Annotated in this window: 12 protein-coding genes; 5 read left to right on the plus strand and 7 right to left on the minus strand. The window is 71.7% G+C overall.

Translation table 11 applies throughout. The features are described from left to right. Positions 1-130: 130 nt before the first annotated feature. Both ACFYW9_RS09450 and ACFYW9_RS09455 read right to left on the minus strand, forming a co-directional pair. Positions 131-2,107 (minus strand): MFS transporter, encoded by a 1,977-nt coding sequence (locus ACFYW9_RS09450; protein ID WP_389146921.1) that lies wholly within the window; start codon positions 2,105-2,107, stop codon positions 131-133. Between the two features lie 203 nt (positions 2,108-2,310). Next, positions 2,311-5,148, minus strand: coding sequence for a D-alanyl-D-alanine carboxypeptidase (locus ACFYW9_RS09455; RefSeq protein WP_389146924.1), 2,838 nt, complete (start codon positions 5,146-5,148; stop codon positions 2,311-2,313). Positions 5,149-5,370: 222 nt separating this feature from the next. Between ACFYW9_RS09455 and ACFYW9_RS09460 the strand changes: the two genes are divergently transcribed. From ACFYW9_RS09460 to ACFYW9_RS09470, 3 genes are all read left to right on the plus strand, one after another. After that, complete coding sequence (locus tag ACFYW9_RS09460) at positions 5,371-6,126, plus strand: GPP34 family phosphoprotein (protein WP_328669644.1); 756 nt, start codon at positions 5,371-5,373, stop codon at positions 6,124-6,126. Positions 6,127-6,652: 526 nt separating this feature from the next. Beyond that, positions 6,653-7,510, plus strand: a complete 858-nt coding sequence (locus tag ACFYW9_RS09465) for a helix-turn-helix transcriptional regulator (protein ID WP_328451424.1) — start codon at positions 6,653-6,655, stop codon at positions 7,508-7,510. Between the two features lie 281 nt (positions 7,511-7,791). Continuing rightward, positions 7,792-8,001 carry a DUF397 domain-containing protein gene (locus ACFYW9_RS09470; protein ID WP_329300245.1) on the plus strand — a complete coding sequence of 70 codons (210 nt, stop codon included), beginning with the start codon at positions 7,792-7,794 and terminating at the stop codon, positions 7,999-8,001. Between the two features lie 86 nt (positions 8,002-8,087). Here ACFYW9_RS09470 and ACFYW9_RS09475 read toward each other — a convergent pair whose 3' ends face one another. After that, entirely contained in the window at positions 8,088-8,927 is an 840-nt protein-coding gene (locus tag ACFYW9_RS09475) for a hypothetical protein (protein WP_389146930.1), read from the minus strand. Between the two features lie 162 nt (positions 8,928-9,089). Between ACFYW9_RS09475 and ACFYW9_RS09480 the strand changes: the two genes are divergently transcribed. Both ACFYW9_RS09480 and ACFYW9_RS09485 read left to right on the plus strand, forming a co-directional pair. Next, positions 9,090-9,875 carry an SDR family oxidoreductase gene (locus tag ACFYW9_RS09480; protein WP_326787192.1) on the plus strand — a complete coding sequence of 262 codons (786 nt, stop codon included), beginning with the start codon at positions 9,090-9,092 and terminating at the stop codon, positions 9,873-9,875. A 338-nt stretch (positions 9,876-10,213) separates the two neighbouring features. Beyond that, on the plus strand, positions 10,214-11,785 hold the full coding sequence (locus ACFYW9_RS09485; protein ID WP_389146934.1) for a sodium:solute symporter family protein: 1,572 nt from the start codon (positions 10,214-10,216) through the stop codon (positions 11,783-11,785). Positions 11,786-11,844: 59 nt separating this feature from the next. Here ACFYW9_RS09485 and ACFYW9_RS09490 read toward each other — a convergent pair whose 3' ends face one another. The 4 genes from ACFYW9_RS09490 to ACFYW9_RS09505 all read right to left on the minus strand — a co-directional run bounded on the left by ACFYW9_RS09490 (position 11,845) and on the right by ACFYW9_RS09505 (position 20,737). Then, the gene (locus tag ACFYW9_RS09490; RefSeq protein WP_351859873.1) at positions 11,845-12,954 is read right to left on the minus strand and encodes an ADP-ribosylglycohydrolase family protein; all 1,110 of its coding nucleotides are present in this window, start codon (positions 12,952-12,954) and stop codon (positions 11,845-11,847) included. A gap of 172 nt (positions 12,955-13,126) precedes the next feature. Beyond that, positions 13,127-16,450: a tetratricopeptide repeat protein gene (locus tag ACFYW9_RS09495; RefSeq protein WP_389146938.1), complete on the minus strand. Its 3,324-nt coding sequence runs from the start codon at positions 16,448-16,450 to the stop codon at positions 13,127-13,129. A gap of 158 nt (positions 16,451-16,608) precedes the next feature. Continuing rightward, on the minus strand, positions 16,609-17,748 hold the full coding sequence (locus tag ACFYW9_RS09500) for a peptidoglycan recognition family protein (RefSeq protein ID WP_389146941.1): 1,140 nt from the start codon (positions 17,746-17,748) through the stop codon (positions 16,609-16,611). 394 nt (positions 17,749-18,142) lie between these two features. After that, a complete protein-coding gene (locus tag ACFYW9_RS09505) occupies positions 18,143-20,737 on the minus strand; it encodes a bifunctional FO biosynthesis protein CofGH (protein ID WP_389146944.1) in 2,595 nt (864 codons plus the stop codon). Positions 20,738-20,754 lie beyond the last annotated feature (17 nt).

Here is a 20,754-nt window from a genome sequence, read left to right on the forward strand (position 1 = left end):
GGTCGGTCCAGGTTTGCCCGACGGGGCGAACCTTGGCTGACGCGGCACTAGTACCAGTGCCTCCGGCGGGCAACGTTCGCGCGACGGGGCGAACGTCGCCCGCCAGGGCGCTGGAGCCGTCGCGGAGGGGTCAGCGCAGTTCCTCCGGGCACGGTGTCCCCCGGGGGAGCTGGTACGGCGCCGCGAGCCGGTAGGTGCCCGGCTTCGGGGCGAGCAGTTCCGTCCAGATGTCGCCCGCCGCGGTCTCCTCCGTCGGCGTCAGGCAGCCGTTGAGGTTCTCGTACGTCTTCGGGGTGTCGTCCGTGCGGCGCTTCGACGCCTTCGTCTCCTGGGGCGCCTTCAGGCTCTTGCCGTCCTCGTCGACGATGCTCAGCCACGGCGAGTACGGGATGCGGATGAGGATGCGGCCCGCCCGCTTCACCTCGATGGTCATCTCGCCCTGCTCGGCCAGGTCGACCACGGCGTGCGGCTCGGCGAGCGGGGTGGGGTCGGTGACGGTGAAGAGCTGCCAGTTGGCGTCGCCCCAGATCTGCTTCAGATAGGGCATGCCCCGCTGGACGAGCTCGCGTTCGCGCTGGCCGCCGTCGCCGTCCGGTTCGCCCTTGGGCAGCACGACGTAGTGGATGGCCCAGCGCTGGAGCCACTCGTGGTAGTTCGCGGAGTTGAGCGTGTCGTCGTAGAAGAGCGGGTTGCGCTCCATGTCGGCCTGACGGTTCCAGCCGCGGGCGAGGTTCACGTAGGGGGCGAGGGCGGAGGCCTCGCGGTGCGAGCGGGCGGGGACCACCTCGACGCGGCCCTTCTCGGCGTCCACGAGCTGGAGCTGGTTGACGAGCGGGGCCAGTTCGCGCGCCCAGGACGCCGCCGGGGTCGTGTGCACGATGTCGTCGACCGTCTTGAAGCCGATCCAGCCGGTGAACACGGCGAGGGCGGCGACGGTGGTGTACCACTTCCGTGACTTCGGCACGGTGAAGGGCAGCGCGGCGGTCAGGGCGACTCCCGCGAACAGCATCGCGAGGCGCGTGATGTTCGAGCCGATCTGGGAGCTGATCAGCCAGACGAGGAGCACCGCGAGGCCGTACACCGCCGCCGTGATCCGTACCGTCGTCCACTCCTTGGGCACCACGTAGTAGACCGAGGCGGCGGACGCGAACGGCAGGATGACCGAGAAGAACGTCATCGGCTGGGTGCCCGAGAAGGGGAACAGCAGGGCCGAGAGCCCGACCACGACCGTCGGGGCGATACCGAGAGCGTAGGCCCCGGGCCGGCGCTTCTGGAGGAACATGGCCGCGGCCAGCAGGCCCACGAACAGTCCGGCGACCGGCGAGGAGGCCGTCGCGAGCGCGGCCAGCGGCGCCGCGCACAGGGCCTTCGCCCAGCGCTTGTAGCGCCAGCGGTGGGGCCAGCAGAAGACGACGGCGACCGCGCCGAGCGCGAACACCGTGCCGAGGCCGTACGTCACCCGGCCCGAGATGGCGTTGCAGACCAGCGCGAAGACACCCGCGAGCGAGGTGGCGATCGGGTTCCGGACGGCCCGGCTGCGCACGAGGATCATCGTCAGCAGACCGGCCGAGACCGTCCCGGCGATCATCATCGTCGTCCGGACGCCGAGCACCGACATCAGGTACGGCGACACCACGCTGTAGGAGACCGGGTGCATTCCGCCGTACCAGGCGAGGTTGTACGCCGAGTCCGGGTGCCGGCCGACGAACTCCGCCCACGCGTCCTGCGCCGCGAGGTCACCACCACTGTTCGCGAACGTGAAGAACCACACGATGTGGAGCACGCCGGCGAAGGCGGTGAAGAGAAGAACGGGGTAACGGCGGAGAAGGCCGAGCGGCACGGCTCCGGCCGTCGCGGCCGTCGCGCCCGACTCGGTCCCGTCGGGCTCCCCGGCGGCGCCACCGCCCGGATCCGCGGCTGCGCTCGAGCCCGGGTCCACGGCTGTGTCTGTGCTCGCGCTCGTACTGGCGCCCGTACCCGTGTCCGCGCCCGTGTCCGCGACTACGTCACGGACCGCCTCGCGCGTGCCGGCGCGCAGCGGTATTCGCGGGCCCGTTCCCTGGCCCGCATCGGCGTCGTCGGCGTGTGTCGGCTCCGCTGTCGCCACTGCAAGGTTCTCCCCGTGTCCCGTTGGTCCGTTCTGGGCCGGGACCCGCGGCTCGCGAGCAGCCCCGATTGCGCGACGCTAGCACGCACTCCGCCGGACAGCCTCCGAGTGGGGCGCCGTCCGGCGGAGTGCGGGTGCGCGTGCCGCTCCCAGCCGTACGTCACCGATGCGTGTGCGCGTACGTCACCGGTGCGTGTGTCCGCTCAGCCGACGCGGGTCAGCCTCGGGCCGAAGCCGGGCTCGGCGAGGTCCGACTGGAGCGCGACGGGGATCCGCACGGCCTCGCTGGAACCGTCGCCGACCCTCAGCTCGCCGACGACCGTGCCGGCCTCGCCGGTGTGCGGGACGGCCGCCTCGCCCTCGCCGATGCTCAGCTTCGTCTTCAGGCCGGGCCAGCCGACCGCGGTCATGTTCTTGGTGGCGACGACCGGGGTCCGGCCGCCGAGCTGGTCGTCCACGTAGCCGACGACCTGGCCCTTCTTCACCACCGTGGCGGTGATCAGACTCTTCTGGACCTTGTCGATCAGCTTCTGGCTGTTGACGAGCGCCAGGTGGAGGCTGTCCCAGACCTTGCCGGTGCCGGCGTCCTGGTTCATCACCGCGCCGTAGATCGTCTGCGTCTTGCCGTCCACGACCTTGGTCGCGGCCCACACCAGGTTGCCGCCCGCGGGCGTCGACGAACCGGTCTTCAGACCGATCACGCCGACCTGCTGCACCAGGAGGTCGTTGTTGTTGTAGATCGTGTTGGCCAGCCCCGGGATGTCCGCCTTGGCCATCCCGACGATGCTGCGGAACACGTCGTTCTTCATGACCTGCTTGGCCAGCTTGATCTGGTCGGTGGCCGTGCTGACCGTCGTCTTCTGCAGACCGCTCGGGTCCGTGTACGTCGTGTTCGTCATGCCGAGGTCCTTGGCCGCGGCGTTCATCTTGGTGACGAAGCCCTTGCTGTCGGAGTCCCAGCGGGCCAGCAGCCGCGCCACGTTGTTGCCCGAGGGGATCATCAGCATCTGGAGCATCTGGCGCTCGGTGAACTGCTGGCCCTTGGACAGCGCCGCGGTCGACTCGTCCGGCAGCTTCGACTCGTCCTCGGCCTGCTGGTCGACGGTGATCTTCTCGCCGTCCTCGTTCCCCTTCAGCGGGTGCTCCTGAAGGATCACGTACGCCGTCATGATCTTGGCGACGCTCGCCGTGGGGGCAGGGGTCTGCTTGCCGTCGGTACCGAGGCTGCCCACGCCGTCGACCTCGATCGCGGACTGGCCCTGACCGGGCCAGGGCAGGTCGAGGGTGCCGCCGCCGAAGGTGTACGTGCTGTCGGCGCTGAGCGTGAGAGCCGGGGCCGGCAGCGGGCGGAAAGCCTGCGCGACTGCAAAGATCACCGCGAGCAGCAGAACCAGCGGCGTCCAGATCTTGACCCGCCGCACGAGGGTGCGGACCGGGGTCTGCGGCGGCGGCGGAGTGTTCGTCAGCTCGGCGAGCAGGTCCAGCGGGGGCTTCGGCGGAAGCGGGAGCTGGGTGGTGCGCTCGGGGCCGACCTGCGGAATGGCCGCGGTGGCCGCCGCGGGCTTGTCGGCGAACTTGGGCGCGGGAGCGGGGGCGGACGCGGCGGTCCGCCCGGGCTTCGCGGAAGGCTCGGGCTTCGCAGAGGGCCCGGGCTTCGCAGAGACCTCGGGCTTCGCAGAGGGCTCAGGCTTCGCGGAAGGCTCGGGCTTCGCGGAAGGCTCGGGCGTCGGCTTCGGGCGCGCCGGAGGGGCGAAGTCGTCGAGCCGGTTGAGGGGGACGAACTTGCTGGTGCGCACGGGGGTACCGGCGGGCTTGGCGCCGGGCTCGTCGGCAGGCTTGTCGGCGGGGGCGTCCGTCGGCCCGTCGGCGGGCTTCCCGTCGGCCGGCTTCCGGGTGGCGCCGCCCAGCTTGAGCATGGTGGTGGGCTGGTCCACGGCCGGGCGCCGCGGGGTCCTGAAGACGGCGGTGGGCTGATCGACGGGGGGCTCGGGGGCCGGGTCCTCGCCGGCCTCCGTGTCCGCGATCTCGTCCGGCGCGACGTCCGAGGGCTCGTCGGACACCGTGTCCGCGATCTCGTCGGAGGAGTCGCTGTCGCCGTCGAGCCCGCCCTCGGGCGCGTCCGAGGGCTCGTCCTCGGGTTCGGCGTCGCTGCCGCTCCCGGGCTCGTCCTTGGAGGCGGACGCGGGCTCGTCGTCGTCCGCCCGGTCCGCGGAGGTCTCGTCGGAGGCGGCTTCCGGCTCCTGGCCGGACTCGGGCTTCTTGTCGGTGTCGATATCGATGTCGAGGCCGGCGACGGGTTCGGCGGCCTCCTCGTCCGTGCCGGACGCCACGTCGGACTCCTCGGGCGCCTCGGACTCCTCGGACACGTCCGCGGCCGTCGCGGAGTCCGCGGGCTCGCCCGGCTCCTCGGCGAGCTCCGCCTCGGTGTCGGTGTCGGTGTCGGTGTCGGTGTCGGTGTCGGTGTCGTCACCCTCGACGATGTCGGCCGGCTCCGTGCCGTCCGTGTCCGCGTCGCTCCCACCGGCGTCGGCGTCAGCGGCTTCGGCGTCGTCGCCGTCCGCGGGGCCGTCGTCGTCCGCGGCGTCGTCGCCGCTCCCGGAGCCGGCCCCGGCCCCGGTCGCGTCCGCCGGATCGGGCTCGTCCGATCCGGCGACCCACGCGGCCACCGCCGCGCGCAGCCGGGTGTCACCCTCGGCGTTCTTGCCCCCGGCCTCGCCCTCGCCGCCCGCGGACTCGGAGACGCGCTCCGGCTCCGCCGTGCGGGAGGCGTCCTCCGTGCGGGCCGTCTCGGCCGAGAGCGCCTTCGTGGAGAACACCGCCGTCGCCTGATCCACCCGTACCGTGGCGGCCCTCTCGCGGGCCATCGCCATCCGGGGGTCGGCCGGAGCCGAGCTCTGGGTCGACGTCGACACCGGCGCGCCCGACCGCGCCGGACTCGGAACCGACGCCGGGGTCACCGGCGTCGCTTCTGCCGACGACGCCGACGACTCGTGCTGCTTCGACCTGTCGGGGGACTCGCCCGCCACCGATGCCTCCTCCATGCGGCGCGCGCCCTCCGCGCGCCGAAAACGAACCGTCAAACCCTTGAACCGCCGCCCGGACACCGCTGCCCGAACCAAGTACCAGTGTCCTGTGCGAGGGCTCGACTCTTGCGGTAGACGAGAACGACATACCTGCCGGTTCCCTCATATTCCGGTCACGCGCTCTCGACAGACCAATGTGAGAGGGGTCACCCTGTCATTCATCCACGCGGGGAGGCATGGATGGGCAAGAGCCGCAGAACAATTCCGGAGGAGCTTCTGCTGCTGGCGTTGGACCCGACCACGGGTACCACCGCGCAGCCGCAGTCGCTCGACCTCGGTCTGGCCGGAGCACAGCTAGTGGAGCTGGCGCTGGCCGGACGGATAGCCCCAGACGGGGATCGTATCGCCGTGGTGGTGCCACGGCCGACCGGAGATCCGACACTGGACTGTGCGTTGGAACTCCTTCGGCGGCGCGGGGCACCCGTACGCGCGGTCAACTGGATCGGCGGACCCCGCCTGGGGCTCCGCCAGACCTACCTCTCGCATCTGGAGAGGTGCGGCATGGTCCATGCCGTGGCCGGCCAGATGTGCGGGGTGCTTCCGACGACTCGCTACCAAGCGACGGACACGGATATCAGCCGGGAGATCAGAACCCGGCTGGACAACGCGATCCGCACCGGCGTACCGCCGGACCCGCGGACCGCGGCGCTCGCCGCGCTGGCCCACGCGGTCGGTCTCGGCAAGCACCTGTATCCGGGGAACGAGGGACGTTCGTCCCGCTCCCGGCTGCGGGACCTGATCAGGCACGACCCCATGGGCGGCCTCGTGGCGCACGCCGTGATGGACGTTCAGAGCGGTGTGGCGGCACAGCCGCGCCGCAGCCCGGCACCGGCAGGCCGCCCGGCCACCGCCGGCGTCAGGTCCGCACCGGAAACCGCACGCGGTGTTCCGATGCAACCGCGCCATGGTTCGATGGCGCGCGCCGTGGCGCACTGAGCCGCGGGCCCACGCGGCCCGTGTCACGCACCGTCGGCAGTACCCGCACCACGCAGCACCCGCACCGCCAGCACCGCCGCAAGACACCCAGCGCCGCACCGCAGTCCCCATGATCCGGTTCGGGAGCCGCAGGCTCGCGCGGGGTGGCCGAGACCGTACGTCCGGACGACGACACGGTCCCAGCCACCCCGCGCGACCGCATCCGAGGAGCGTTCCGCCCCGAGGGGGCGGGGCGCACCCGGGCCGCGGACCGGGCACGACCACACGTCGGCGGTGATCTCCCTTATGTCTCAGGACAGTTCGCGGGGTCCGCGCCGACGGCGACGGCGGCTTCAGCGGTGACGGCGGTGATGACGACGACCGCGGTGACGACAACCGCGTACGAACGCGTATACGCGCCGAATCTGCGAACTTGCGCCCACCAGGCGCATATACGCCGTTTCCCAGCGGTAGAAAGCACCTTGGTGGCAATCTGCTCAACAGCAGATACGCAAAGTACAGGCCCGCAGCCGGAGGTGCACGTCCCGTGGCGTCAAGTGTCAATCCCACCGTCCGGCGGCGCCGGCTGGGCCAGGAGCTTCGGCGGCTCCGCGAGCTCAAGGGCATGACGGCCGAAGAGGTCGCCGAGCGCCTGCTGGTGTCACAGTCGAAGATCAGCCGGCTGGAGAACGGCCGGCGCAGTATCAGCCAGCGCGACGTCCGCGATCTGTGCGGAGTCTACGAGGTCGAGGACCACCGGATCGTCGACTCGCTGATGCAGATGGCCAAGGACTCTCGCCAGCAGGGCTGGTGGCACTCCTTCGGCGACATCCCGTACAGCGTCTACATCGGTCTGGAGACCGACGCCGCGAGCCTGCGCGTGTACGACCCCCAGGTCGTCCCGGGCCTGTTGCAGACCCGGCAGTACGCCGAGGCGCTGATCGCGGGGGCGCTGCCGGAGACCGCGCCCGTCGACATCGACAAGCGTGTCCAGGTGCGGATGAAGCGGCAGGAACGAATCTCCGCCCCCGACAACCCGCTGCGCCTGTGGACCGTCCTCGACGAGTCCGCCCTGCGCCGCGCCGTCGGCAACCGCTCGCTGATGCGCGAGCAGCTCGAGTACCTCGTCGAGCAGTCGCAGCTTCCGCACGTCACCGTGCAGGTGATCCCCTTCGACATGGGCGCGCACCCGGGCCTCAACGGCCAGTACGCGATCCTGGAGTTCCCCGACGCGGCCGACTCCAGCGTCGTCTACATCGAGGGCGTGACCAGCGACCTGTACCTGGAGAAGGCGAACGACGTCCAGAAGTACAGCGTGATGTACGAGCACCTGCGGGCCCAGGCCCTGAACGTGGAGCAGTCGCGCCAGTTCATCGCGGACATCGCGAAGGAGTACGCGCGCTGATCGGCACGGGGGCGGCCTCGAAGGGCGTCCCCGCCGATGAGCGGCCGGACCTTACACTGCCGCCGCCCCAACGGGGAAGACCCCCATGGAATATGCCATCCAGTCGAGTGAATAGTCGCTTCGCCAACCGATGTTGGCGAGTAGCGTCGATCACGCCATCGAGCAACAACGTTGGCGCAATCCGGACCGCGGGTCTCCTGACGGATCCACGGTCCGGTGGCAATGCGCCAATGGCTTCGTGGCGGCAACTCATCGACGAACGACAGCTTTCTGGAGCGATCATGGCAATTCAGCAGGGCGCCCTCGACACCTGGACCAAGTCTTCCTACTCCACCGGCAACGGCGCCTGCGTCGAGGTCAAGTCCCCTGTCCTCTCGGCGATGGCCGTCCGGGACTCCAAGGTTCCCGCCGGCCCCACGCTCGCCTTTCCCGCGGACGCCTGGAACGCCTTCGTCACCGAGGTGAGCCGCGGAGCGTCCAGCCTCGTCTGACCCCTGTGGCCGGGACAACTTCACACGCCCCACCGACAGAGCCCTCTCGTCCGGCCCGCCGTCCTGGCCGAGAGGGCAGGTGCGCGTCAGCGAAGCCGGTCCACGTAGGTGTCCGTTCCCGGCACCGTGGGGATGAACGGGGCCACCAGCTCCACACGCCCCAGGCCCGATTCGGCCACGGCCTCGTCCAGGCCCGTGAAGTGTGCCTCCCAGCAGTCGCGCGGGTCCTCCTGAAGGAACCACAACAGGGTCAGCCGGGTGTCCACGCCCTCGACCTGCTTGACATAGGTCATCCGGTCGCCCGGGAGCGGGGTCGGCCGGAAGACGGTGACGAGGGCGGCGGGTGAGCCCGTCAGCAGCCTGGGCAGGTGGCGGGAGCGCAGCCACTCCAGCAACTCCGCCCGCTGCCCGGCGGATTCGGCGTCGACGACCTCGACCACGAGACCCGCGTAGGGGTGGTCGAGGGCGTGGAAGTCGCGGGGGCCCGCGGCGCCGTCGCGGTAGACGGTGGCCTCGTGGTCCTGGAAGGCCGTGAAGACGTGCGTACGGTCCTGGTAGACGCGGCCGTCGCGGTTCAGCCGCCTGTTGATGCCGACGGTCCACTTCATGTGGTCGTCGTAGCGGCCGTCGGTGACCCAGTAGGTGGAGATGTAGCAGCCCGCGGTGACCGGCTGGGCGACCGCCGACTTCTCCGGGTAGCGCAGCAGCTGGAGGTCGCGGGTGGCCACCCAGCGGCGTCCGGCGTACATCCAGGGCATGGCCATCGCGCCCGCGTAGTAGTGATCGTCCTCGTACCAGCGGTTGTAGGCGTACTCGTGGCCCGGGTGCGGTTCGACCAGGGTGATCAGGGCGTGGCCCGGGTGGACGCCGTACGGGCCGAGGGCGGCCAGTTCCGCGTAGGTCTCGCTGCGGGTCTCCTCCGACATGACGAACCCCTTCCTCGGTGGAACGTGCGCGGGACTTCCTTCCTCCGCCGGACGCCCATACTCTGACGCCCCGTCAGGCAATGCGCCAGAGTCGCGTCGGGGCCGGTGCGCCGGACGGGCGCGCCGCGGGCGGACCGGGCCACGAGATGAGGGAGGCCTCGCATGTCACTGCTCGCGGGGAAGACGGTCGTCGTGTCGGGTGTCGGAGCCGGGCTCGGCCATCAGGTCGCGGCGGCCGTGGTGCGCGACGGCGGCAACGCCGTCCTCGGGGCGCGCACGGAGGCGAATCTCGCCAAGGCGGCGGCCGAACTGGACCCGGACGGCACGCACACGGCGTTCCGCGCGACGGACATCACCGACGAGGGGCAGTGCGACGCGCTCGCGGCGCTCGCGGCCGAACGCTTCGGGCGGATCGACGCGGTCGTCCATGTCGCCGCCTGGGACAGCTACTTCGGCGGTCTGGAGGACGCCGACTTCGCGACCTGGCAGTCGGTCATCGACGTGAACCTGCTCGGCACGCTGCGGATGACCCGCGCCTGCCTCCCCGCGCTGAAGGAGCGCGGCGGCTCCGTCGTCATCGTCGGGACGCAGTCGTCGGTCGCCGCGCCGAGCCAGGTGCGGCAGGCGGCGTACGCGGCCTCGAAGGGCGCGCTGACGAGCGCGATGTACTCCCTGGCGCGGGAGCTCGGCCCGCACCGGATACGGGTCAACACCGTGCTGCCCGGCTGGATGTGGGGGCCGCCGGTCGAGGCGTACGTGCAGTTCACGGCGTACACCGAGCAGGTGCCCGAAGCGGACGTCCTGAAGCGGCTCACCGAGCGGATGGCCCTGCCCGAGCTGGCCACGGACGGGGACGTCGCCGACGCCGCGGTGTTCCTGGCGTCCGACCGGGCGCGGGCGATCACGGGCCAGTCCCTGCTCGTGAACGCGGGCGAACTCATGCGGTAGCCGATCCGGCCGGCGGCTCCTCTCCCAGGCGTACGGGACCCGCATCCCGTACGGCTGTCGACTTGTCATCGCTGTTGTGGGTCCGACGAAGTGCCCGCCCATGGTGTGGCTCCCGTCACGAACACGACAACAGCCCGGTGGGTAAAGTAGAGGCAAAATCGTTCTGCTTTCTGATCTGTGTTCATATCTGTGACCACGAAGGGTCTTGACCGCTCCCTCCGAACGGCGGTTCAATCCCCGAAGTCCCCGCTCCCGCACGGGGCGCCCGCCCATGCACCTACCGGCGAAGTGCCGTCCGGTATCTGCAAGTTCACAAGGCGGACCCCTGGAGGGGGCACATGAACGGTCTCGACTGGGCCGTCCTGGTCGCGTACTTCGGCGTGATGACCGCGATCGGTGTCTGGTCCCACAAGCGTGTGGACGATGTCAGCGACTTCTTCACCGCGGGCGGCAAGATGCCGTGGTGGCTGTCCGGCATCTCGCACCACATGTCGGGCTACAGCGCGGTGATGTTCACCGGCTACGCCGGCATCGCGTACACCTACGGCATCACCTCGTACGTCACCTGGGCACTGCCCATCGCCATCGGCGTCGCCATCGGCGCCAAGGCCTTCGCGCCCCGGCTCAACCGGCTGCGCTCACGACTGCACGTCGCCTCACCGCTCGAATACCTCAAGGACCGCTACAACGTGCCGACGCAGCAGGCGCTGGCCTGGTCCGGCATCCTGCTGAAGATCGTGGACGTCGGCGCGAAGTGGGCGGCCATCGCCACCCTGCTCAGCGTCTTCACCGGCGTCTCACTCACCCAGGGCATCATCATCACCGGCGGGATCACGGCCGTGTACTGCACGATCGGCGGGCTGTGGGCCGACGCGCTGACCGAACTCGGCCAGTTCATCATCCAGTTGATGGCCGGTCTGGCGATGCTGGTCATCGCGCTGAACAAGATCTCCGACCAGGGTGGTCTCTCCAAGGCGCTGGACTCGCCGAAGCTGCACGGTCACGCGGACGGCTTCGCGGGCCCGTACCTCACGGTGTTCTTCATCGCGTACCTGTTCATCAAGCTGTTCGAGTACAACGGCGGCATGTGGAACCAGGCCCAGCGCTACATGGCCACGGGCAGCGCCAAGCAGGCCACGCGCTCCGCGTTCCTGTCCGCCGGGCTCTGGTTCGTGTGGCCGGTCATCCTGTTCATCCCCATGTGGCTCTCGCCGCTGCTCGTCACGGCGCAGAAGCCGGACGGCTCGGACGCGTACGGCCTGATGACCGAACAGCTCCTGCCGCACGGGCTGCTGGGCCTGGTCGTGGTCGGGTTCTTCTCGCACACGATGGCCATGTGCTCCTCGGACGCGAACGCCATCGCGGCCGTGTTCACCCGGGACGTGGCGCCGGTGCTCTCCAAGGCCGCGCGCGCCTGGGACACCCGTGCCGGGCTCATCGCGGGCCGTGTCACCACCGTCGCCTTCCTCGGCTTCTCCATGGCGGTGGCCACCCAGGTCAACTCCCCCACGTTCAAGGACATCATCACCGTCGTCATCAAGTGGGTGGCGGGGCTCATGGGACCGATCGCGATCCCGTTCATCCTGGGTCTGCTGCGGCCGTTCCGTAAGTCCGGCCCGACGGCGGCGCTGACCAGCTGGGCCTGCGGTCTGCTCGCCTTCTTCTTCGTCAACTACAACCTGGACTTCTCCCAGCGCACGGACGTGAAGCTGGAGTACCAGGTCTCCGTGCCGATGGCCATCTCGCTCGTCCTGTACATCCTCATCGGCTTCCTGAAGCCCGAGGACACCCCGGAGCGGGACGCCCTCATCGAGATCATCAACACGGACGACGACGGCTCGGCCGCCGCGGCGGTCCCGGCACCGGCGGGTGCGCCGGACGGGGTGGTGGGCACGCCCGTGAAGGACTAGGGCCTGTCTGACAATTCCCGTCTGCCCCGCCCGGGACGGGGGCACGTCGTGTCCCCGGCTCAGGCGCGGGGGTAGCGGGCCAGCCAGCCCGGGGACGATCCGGCGGGCCCGTGCAGCGCGGGCCCCTGGGTCATCTCCATCGCGAAGTCGTCCGCGAGGACCAGCACCGTGGGACGGCCCTCCAGTTCGGCCAGCCAGGCCGGCGGGAGGGCCGTCTCGCCGTGCAGGGCGCCCAGCAGACCTCCCGCGAGGGCGCCGGTGACGGCGGAGGGCCCGCCGTGGTTCACCGAGAGGCACAGACCGTGCCGGACGTCCTCGCCGACGAGCGCGCAGTACACCGCGGCGGCCAGCGGCCCCTCGGCGATGCCGCTCACGGCGAGCTCCTGGACCCGCTCGGGTGAGGGCATGCCCTGCCGTACGGCGCCCAGGGCGTGCTGGAGCGCGGCGGCGACCGGCTGGTGCCCGGGCCGGGCCGCGAGCAGCGCGAGGGCCTGCTGCACGGCCGCGTCGGGGTTCTCGCCGCGGGCGAGCGCGTGCACGATCGCGGCGTACGCGCCCGCCGTCAGGTACGCCGAGGGGTGACCGTGCGTCTGGGCGGCGCACTCGACGGCGAGCTGCATCACGAGCTGCGGCTCCCAGCCGACGAGCAGCCCGAAGGGCGCGGAACGGGCGGCGGCCTCGGGACCCTGCTCGCCGGGGTTCTTGGGCGCGTCCAGCGTCCCCATGATGTCGTCGGCGAGGCCGAGCAGACAGGCCGTGGCGGGGTCGCGGCGGGCGTAGAGCCACTCCTCGCGGGCCAGCCAGCCGTCGTCCTTGCGGCGTTCGTCGGGCCCCCAGTCGCTCTGGGTGGCCGCCCAGCGGCGGTAGGCGCGGTGCACGTCGGAGGGCGGATGCCAGGCGCCGGTGTCGCGGCGCACCTGGGCGCGGACGAGCCCGTCGACGCCGAACAGGGCGAGCTGGGTGAGGTGGGTGACGGCGCCGCGCCGCCCGTACGCGGGGGCCGGTCCGACGAGGCCCTCCGCGCCGTGGGTCTCCCGGATCCTCTCCAGCGGGAGCCCGTCGACCGGGGCGCCCAGCGCGTCGCCGACGGCCGTGCCCAGAAGCGTCCCGCGGACCCGGCTCCGGAAGTCCTGCTGTTCCCCGCGGCCCCAGACGGCTGTCGCACCCACCGAGACCTCCTGAGGCACTGTCCGTACGCACGTCCGACAGGGCAGCACTGTAATCGAACGGGGACGACAGGCTGAGGCTCCGGATCCAGAAAGGGGATGTGCTTTTGATGTCCCCGAATGATCGGGTCCGGCCGGTCTTCGGGAGAAAGCGCGGGCTTCGGCCCGCCCGCCGTCAGTGCGTGTAGCGCGCCCGGATCGCGTCGCGGGCCGCGGTGACCGCCGTGAGGCGCGGGGTGAGGCGGGAGGGATCGGCGCCGGGGGCGACGAGGAGTTCGGTGAGGATGTCCGCGAGCTCGGCCAGATCGTCCCATTCGGGTTCCATGGCCAGGACTTCGGCCAGCCCCCGGTCGGCGTCGGCCCAGTCCCCGAGGGCCCAGCCGATGATGCACCGGCCCGACCGGCGGGTGAGCTCGTCCGGGGCGTCCGTGTCCAGGAGCCGTTCCAGCTCACGCCACCAGGGTTCCGCGGCCGTCCTGCCCCGGGACCGCGCCTCGGTCATCGCCAGCTGGAACGTGCCCGGCACCGGCTCCTCGGCACGGAGCCGTTCCGCGAGGTGCCGGGCCCGCGCCCACTCCCCGGTATGCCGGAGGACCTCGACGCGCACGTGGTCGAGGTCGAGGTCGAGCGGGTCGTCCGGGCCCGGCACGGGGCCCGCCTCGGACAGCCGGGCCACCGCCTCGTCCCGCCGGCCGCAGTGGATCAGCGTCTCCACGATCCTGCACCGAGCCTCGTCCCCGCCCGCGCCCAGGGCGATCAGCCGTTCCCAGTCGGCGAGGGCCCGCTCGGTCCGCCCGGTCGCCAGGAACACCTGGGCCCGCTTCTCGTAGGCGAACGCGTAGTCCGGGCCGTCGGCCAGGGCCCGGTCGAGCCAGGTCAGCGCCTCCTCGTAGTCCTTCAGGTCACGGTAGGTCGCTCCCAGGCAGCCGAGCGCCGAGGCGTTGGCGGGGTCCCGGTCCAGTACGTGCCGGAAGACGGTGATCGCCTCCTGGTGCCTCTTCTCGATCCGGAGCGCGTTGCCCAGTTCGACCTCGATCCAGTCGGCGTCCGGACTCGCCGCGAGCGCGCGCCGCAGGTCCTCGTTCGCGCCGGACAGGTCCTCAAGACCCCACCTCACCCGGGCCCGCATCACCAGGGCCCAGGAGTAGTCCGGCTCCAGCGCGACCGCGCGGTCGAGATCGGCCAGTGCCCGCGCGCTGTCGCCCAGCTCGTGGTGCGACACCCCGCGGCCCGCCAGGGGCGAGGCGTAGTCGGCCTTGAGGCCGACGGCCCGGCCGAGTTCGGCGACGGCCTCCTCGAAACGGCCGGCGAGCCGGTAGGTGTCACCCCGTTCCGACGCGACCCAGGCGGAGTCCGGCTCCAGGCGGGCGGCCCGGTCCAGATCGGCGAACGCCTTGTCCCACGCGTCCGTGTCACGGTGCAGCCGGGCCCTGCGGACGAGCGCCCAGACGTGGGTCCCGTCCATGCCCAGCGCACGGTCGAAGTCGGCGCGCGCCGCCTCGCGCTGATCGAGGGCGTGCCGGCACACCGCTCGGGAGGCCAGCGAGTCGACGTCCGTCGGGTCGAGGGCGACGGCCCGGTCGAAGTCGGCCACCGCCTCCTCGAAGCGGCCCGCCAGGCGGTGTGTCTCCGCCCGCTCCGCGATGATCCACCCCGTGCCCGGCCGCAGTTCGTCCGCGCGGTCGAAGGCGGCCAGCGCCGCGGTGAAGTCACCCCGCAACTGGTGGGTGAAGCCACGGCCGTAGTGCACCCGCGCCTCGTCCGGATCGATCTCGACGGCCCGGTCGTACTCGGCCAGGGCCCGCTCGTACTCCCCGGCGTTGCGCAGTTCCCTGGCCCGCACCCCGTGGGCCAGGGCGCGGCCGGCGCCGTGCAGCGCGGAGCGGGCCAGCAGCAGGTCCATCGCCGCGGCCACCCCGTCCCCGTCGTCCGCCAGCGCCTCGGTCAGTCCCCGGCCCAGTTCGCGCAGGGCCGGGTCGCCCGCCGCGTCTCCGGCCTCCTCGATCGCCCTGGCCCAGTTGCGTCCGGTCACCTGACCGGTCCGGCAGGCCTCGACCACGTCGCTCAGCGCGTCGCCCAGCGCCGCGCGCGGCCGGGCGCACAGCCGGTGGTACGACGCCTCCAGCCGCAGCCGACGCCACGGCTCGTGCTTCCACAGCTCGTCGGGATCGAGCAGGCCGGTCCCCGCCTCGTCGCACCAGTGGCCGAAGACCTCCGCGAGCCTCTCGTGGCGCTCGGTCCAGCCGCGCGGGGAATGGCGCCGCTGCAGCCGGAGCATCGGATCGCGGACCAGGCCGTGGTACCGGACCCGGTCGCCGCGGCCGTCCACGAACGGCAGTCCGCGCAGCCAGCCGAACAACGCGTCGGCGTCCTCGTCGGGGCACTCCACGGCGGCCCGGAACACATCCAGGTCGAGGCTCCGGGGAAGGGCGCAGGCGAGGGCCACCGCCCGGCGGACCGGGTCCGGTTCCCACTTCAGGAAGCGTTCGACGGCGGTGGCCGAGGGGTCGCCGATGTCGTCGGGGTCGGCGGGGCGCTGCTCGGCCAGCGTCGAGACCAGCAGGGGCAGTCCGCCCGTGAGGCGCAGCACCTCCTCGACCACGGGCTCCGCCACGACCCCCTTGTCCGCGAGGAGGCCGCGCGTCTCGGTCTCCGTGAAGGGACCGAGGGGCAGGTCGGTGACGAAGTCGGTGAAGCCGCCCCAGCGGGAGGTGTCGAAGGGGCGCTGCCCCGCGGTCACCACGACGACGGTGGCGGGCAGCAGGCCGTGCTCCCGGGTCGCCATCACCGCGTGGAGCCAGGCGTCGAGGAACGGTCCCGTCCGCTCGTAGGTGTCGAAGAACAGGACGATCCACGGTACGGCCGACGCCGCCTCGGAGAGCTCCCTGACGAGGACCGGGGTGAGCACGGCGTGCGGCGACAGGACCAGCCGCTCGTCCTCCTCGTTGCGCAGACGTGCGCCGAGTCCGGCCCTCAACCGGTCTGCTCCCTGGGCCAGTTGGGCGGGGTCCAGGACTCCGGCGAAGGCGCCGACCCCGGGCACCATTCCCAGTCCCACCAGCCCGACCCGCGCCACCGTCAGACTGCCCGCCGAAGGACCGGTCCGCTCGGGCTCGTGCGGGGCGAGGAGGGCGGCCTCCGCCTCGTGCCGACGCTCGTGGTACGCGGCCAGCAGGCGGTCCAGCTCCTTGAACCGGTGCCCCTGCGCGGCGAACCGGCGGCTCAGCACCGCCATGGCCTCGGGCAGGCTGCCGACGCTCTCGTCGACGTAGGCCGTCAGCGCGCCGCGCTCACGCGCCAGTTGTTCCATCTCGTGGACCAGGAACGTCTTGCCGACGCCCGCGTTGCCGTGCACGTGGAACAGGAACCGGTGCCGCTCGTCCTCGGGAGGCAGGTCGAAGTTGGCCCGGAACGCGGCCCGTTCGGCGCCGCGCCCGACGAACCCGTGCCGTCTCCGCCCCTCGATCAGCTCCTGCATCGACGGCCGTCCCCGCACCATGCGCCTCTTCCCTCCTCCACCGCACCACCGGCCCGCCCGAACCGGCATCCCCAGTCTGGCCCAACTCGCCCCCGGCGAACGGCGGTGAGGGCGTCCGACGCACGGACGCCCCGCCGGAACCGGGGTTCCGGCGGGGCGCCGGGAGGGCGGGGCAGCCGTCAGGCCTGGGGCTGCGACAGCTCCGCCGCGGCGTCCTCGCGCAGGGCGGGAAGGTCGCCGTACAGCGTGGTGCCGGGGCAGTCGGTGGCGAGCCAGTCACGGTGGCCGTTGATCGTCTGGACGTTCTTGCTGACGCCGTTGACCGGGTTGACGAAGGTGACGGCGGCCTCGGGGTCGAAGTCGTGGTACGAGGACAGCGCACCCAGCAGCCGGACGAGCGACTGGCGGGCCGCGGCCGTCGGGGGCTGTTCGTTCGAGTTGCAGAGCAGGGCGATGCCGAGGTTGCCCGAGTTGTTGCCGGAGGTGTGGAAGGCGGTCACCATCTTCCCGCTCGCGTCATGGGCGGGGATGCCGTCCGTGCCCGAGTAGCGGCCCTCGTAGACGAGGCCGGCCTCGTCGATCAGGTAGTGGTAGCCGATGTCGCCCCAGTCGTTCGTGATCGCGTGGAGGTAGTAGTACGACCGGATGGTGGCCGCCGGGTCGGGGTCGCCGTTGACGCCCGCCGTGTGATGCACGGTCATCACCTGGGCCGGGTAGTAGGCCTGCGGCGAGTTCTCGGTGCCGTCCGCCTTGAAGCGGAGGGACTCGTCGGCGCCCCACCCGGCCCGGGTGATGTACTCGACGTCCGCGATCCGCCCCACGGTCGCGGCCGTGGCCGTGGCGGCCTTCACGGACGGCCCGTTGACCGTGTCGATGGCGGTGGAACGCACGTCGGTCGCACCGTCCGGCAGCCGCAGCTCGTACCCGGCGGCCCCGCCGGCCGGCACCAGCGCGCTCACGCTCTTCGCCGGGTCCCCGGCATCCCCGTCGGCACCGGCCCCGCAGACCGGCTGCAGCGCCGTCCACGCGCCACGGCTGCCGTCCTGGCCTATCAGCCGGATGCTCGCGCCCCGCTTGGGCCCGGTCCAGCTGACGCCGACGTGCTCCACGGGGAATTCGGCCTGTACGGTCCGCGCGGCGGCACCGGTGGCGGACTTCGCACGCGTACGCGGCACACGGACCGTACGCGCGCCCGGAGTCGTCGTGGCGGGGGCTGTCGCACCGATCGCCGGAACGGCTACCAGGCCGGTCGCGACGCCGGCCGCGGCACCGGCCGCCATGAGGACGGCACGACGGTTCAGAAGAAGTTTCTTGCGCACAAAGGATCCTTTCGAGTGGCGCAGAGCGAGGGGGACTCGCCACCCGTCTCCGCCCGCGGACCGCATGCCGGGCGGGTCGCAGAGGGCAGACAGGAAGCGGTCTCCCTCAGTACTGACGCTTTACTGACTCTTTATACGAGGCAGCGGTACGCATCACTCGACCGGGGGCGCATCTGATTGCCCAAAAACCTTTCACGCATGGGGAGTTGTCAGCCAGAACACACAGGCGACGGCATCGCACGCGGGCGTGACGTCCCGTCAGCGACGGCGCCGGCCCACTCGTGGCGTCGGCACGTCGACCCACTCGTGACACCGGCACGTCGGCCCGCTCGGCGGCGGACCGAGCACCCGACGGGCCCTCGCGGACAGTCGGGTCTCGGCCGGTCCTCTTCTCTCAGTCCAGTACCGGCAGCAGTTCGGGCAGATGCCCGTCCGAGGCGGCCGCCGCGCTCTGCCGCTCCTGGGAGACCTCGCCGTAGAGGGTGGTGCGGGGCCTGGCGGGGCGGCCCGCCGCCTCGGCCACCGCGACCAGCTCCTTGACCGACTTGTAGGAGCCGTAACTGGAGCCCGCCATACGGGAGATGGTCTCCTCCATCAGCGTGCCGCCCAGGTCGTTGGCGCCGGAGCGGAGCATCTCGGCCGCGCCCTCGGTGCCCAGTTTGACCCAGCTGGTCTGGATGTTGGGGATGTGCGGGTGCAGCAGGAGGCGGGCCATCGCCATGACCGCGCGGTTGTCGCGGGTCGTCGGGCCGGGCCGGGCGATGCCGGCCAGGTAGACGGGAGCGTTGGTGTGGATGAAGGGGAGGGTCACGAACTCCGTGAAGCCGCCGGTCTGCTGCTGGATGCGGGAGAGCGTGCGGAAGTGGCCGAGCCAGTGCCGGGGCTGGTCGACATGGCCGTACATCATGGTGGAGGACGAGCGGATGCCGAGTTCGTGGGCCGTGGTGACCACCTCGATCCAGGTGGCCGCGGGCAGTTTGCCCTTCGTCAGGACCCAGCGGACCTCGTCGTCCAGGATCTCCGCGGCCGTGCCGGGGATGGTGTCCAGGCCCGCTTCCTTGGCCGCCGTCAGCCACTCGCGGATGGACAGGCCGGTGCGGGTGGCGCCGTTCACCACCTCCATCGGGGAGAAGGCGTGGACGTGCATGCCGGGGACGCGTTCCTTCACGGCCTTCGCGATGTCGAAGTAGGCGGTGCCGGGCAGGTCCGGGTGGATGCCGCCCTGCATGCACACCTCGACCGCGCCCAGGTCCCAGGCCTGGGCGGCGCGGTCCGCGACCTGGTCCAGGGAGAGCGTGTAGGCGTCGGCGTCCGTGCGGCGCTGGGCGAAGGCGCAGAAGCGGCAGCCGGTGTAGCAGACGTTGGTGAAGTTGATGTTGCGGGTGACGATGTACGTGACGTCGTCGCCGACCGCCGCCCTGCGCACGTCGTCGGCGATCCGGCACAGGGCGTCCAGCGCCGGTCCGTCGGCGTGCAGCAGCGCGAGGGCCTCGTCGTCGGTCAGCTTCGTCGGGTCGTCGGCCGCGGTCGCGAGCGCGGCGCGCACGTCGGTGTCGATGCGGGACGGCACCATGCCGGGGGCCGCGGCCTCCCGCAGCGCCTCCCAGTCGCCGTACACGGTGTCGAAGTCGTCGCGGCGGTCGCCCGTGCGGCCCTCGGTGTCGATGGTGTGGTGCAGATCGGTGCGCCCCGAGGACGTGAAGGCCTCCTCGGGCTCCTGCCACGGGTGGCCCTCCACGACCGCGTCCGGGAGCGCGAGGCCCGTCTCCGGGTCCGCCAGGGCCCGTACGTGGGGCAGCAGCCGCGGGTCCAGCCAGGGCTCCCCGCGCCGCACGAACTCCGGGTAGACACACAGTCGTTCACGCAGCTCGAAGCCCGCCTCGGCCGACCGCTCGCGCAGCAGCTCGATCTGCGGCCAGGGACGCTCCGGGTTGACATGGTCGATGGTCAGCGGCGAGACCCCGCCCCAGTCGTCGATCCCCGCGCCGATGAGCCGCCCGTACTCGCCGGCGACCAGGTTGGGCGGCGCCTGGAGGCAGGCGGACGGGCCCATGATGTGCCGGGCGACGGCGACGGTGGCGATCAGCTCGTCCAGCTCCGCGTCCGGCATGCCGCGCATCGCGGTGTCCGGCTTGGCGCGGAAGTTCTGGATGATCAGTTCCTGGATGCCGTGGTGGGACCGGGAGACGCGGCGCAGCGCGAACAGGGAGTCGGCGCGCTCCTCGTAGGTCTCGCCGATGCCGATCAGCAGCCCGCTGGTGAAGGGGACGGAGGAGCGGCCCGCGTCCTCCAGGACCCGCAGCCGGACGGCGGGCTCCTTGTCCGGGGAGCCGAAGTGGGGGCCGCCGGGCTCGGACCACAGCCGGGTCGCGGTCGTCTCCAGCATCATGCCCATCGACGGGGCGACCGGCTTCAGCCGCTGGAAGTCGGTCCACGACATCACACCCGGGTTCAGGTGCGGCAGCAGGCCCGTCTCCTCCAGGACACGGATCGAGATGGCCCGTACGTAGGCGATGGTGTCGTCGTAGCCGTGCGCGTCCAGCCATTCGCGGGCCTCGGGCCAGCGGTCCTCGGGCTTGTCTCCGAGGGTGATCAGGGCTTCCTTGCAGCCGAGTTCGGCCCCCCGGCGGGCGATGTCGAGAACCTCGTCCGGGGACATGAACATCCCGTGGCCGGCCCGGCGCAGTTTGCCGGGGACGGTGACGAAGGTGCAGTAGTGGCACTTGTCCCGGCACAGCCGGGTCAGTGGGATGAAGACGCTCTTGGAGTACGTGATGACACCGGGCCGGCCGGCCGCCTCCAGGCCCGCGTCCCGGACCCGCGCGGCGGAGGCGGCCAGGTCGTCCAGGTCCGTGCCGCGCGCCTGGAGCAGCACCGCGGCCTCGGTCACGTCGAGCGCGACGCCGTCCCGGGCGCGTCTGAGCGCTCGCCGCATGGAGTTCGCCGTCGGCCCGGATCCGGGGGTCGTGCCCGTAGCGGAGGTCGTCATCCTTCGAGCATACGGTC

The sequence above is a fragment of the Streptomyces sp. NPDC002698 genome, assembly GCF_042888945.1.
Classification (GTDB): domain Bacteria; phylum Actinomycetota; class Actinomycetes; order Streptomycetales; family Streptomycetaceae; genus Streptomyces.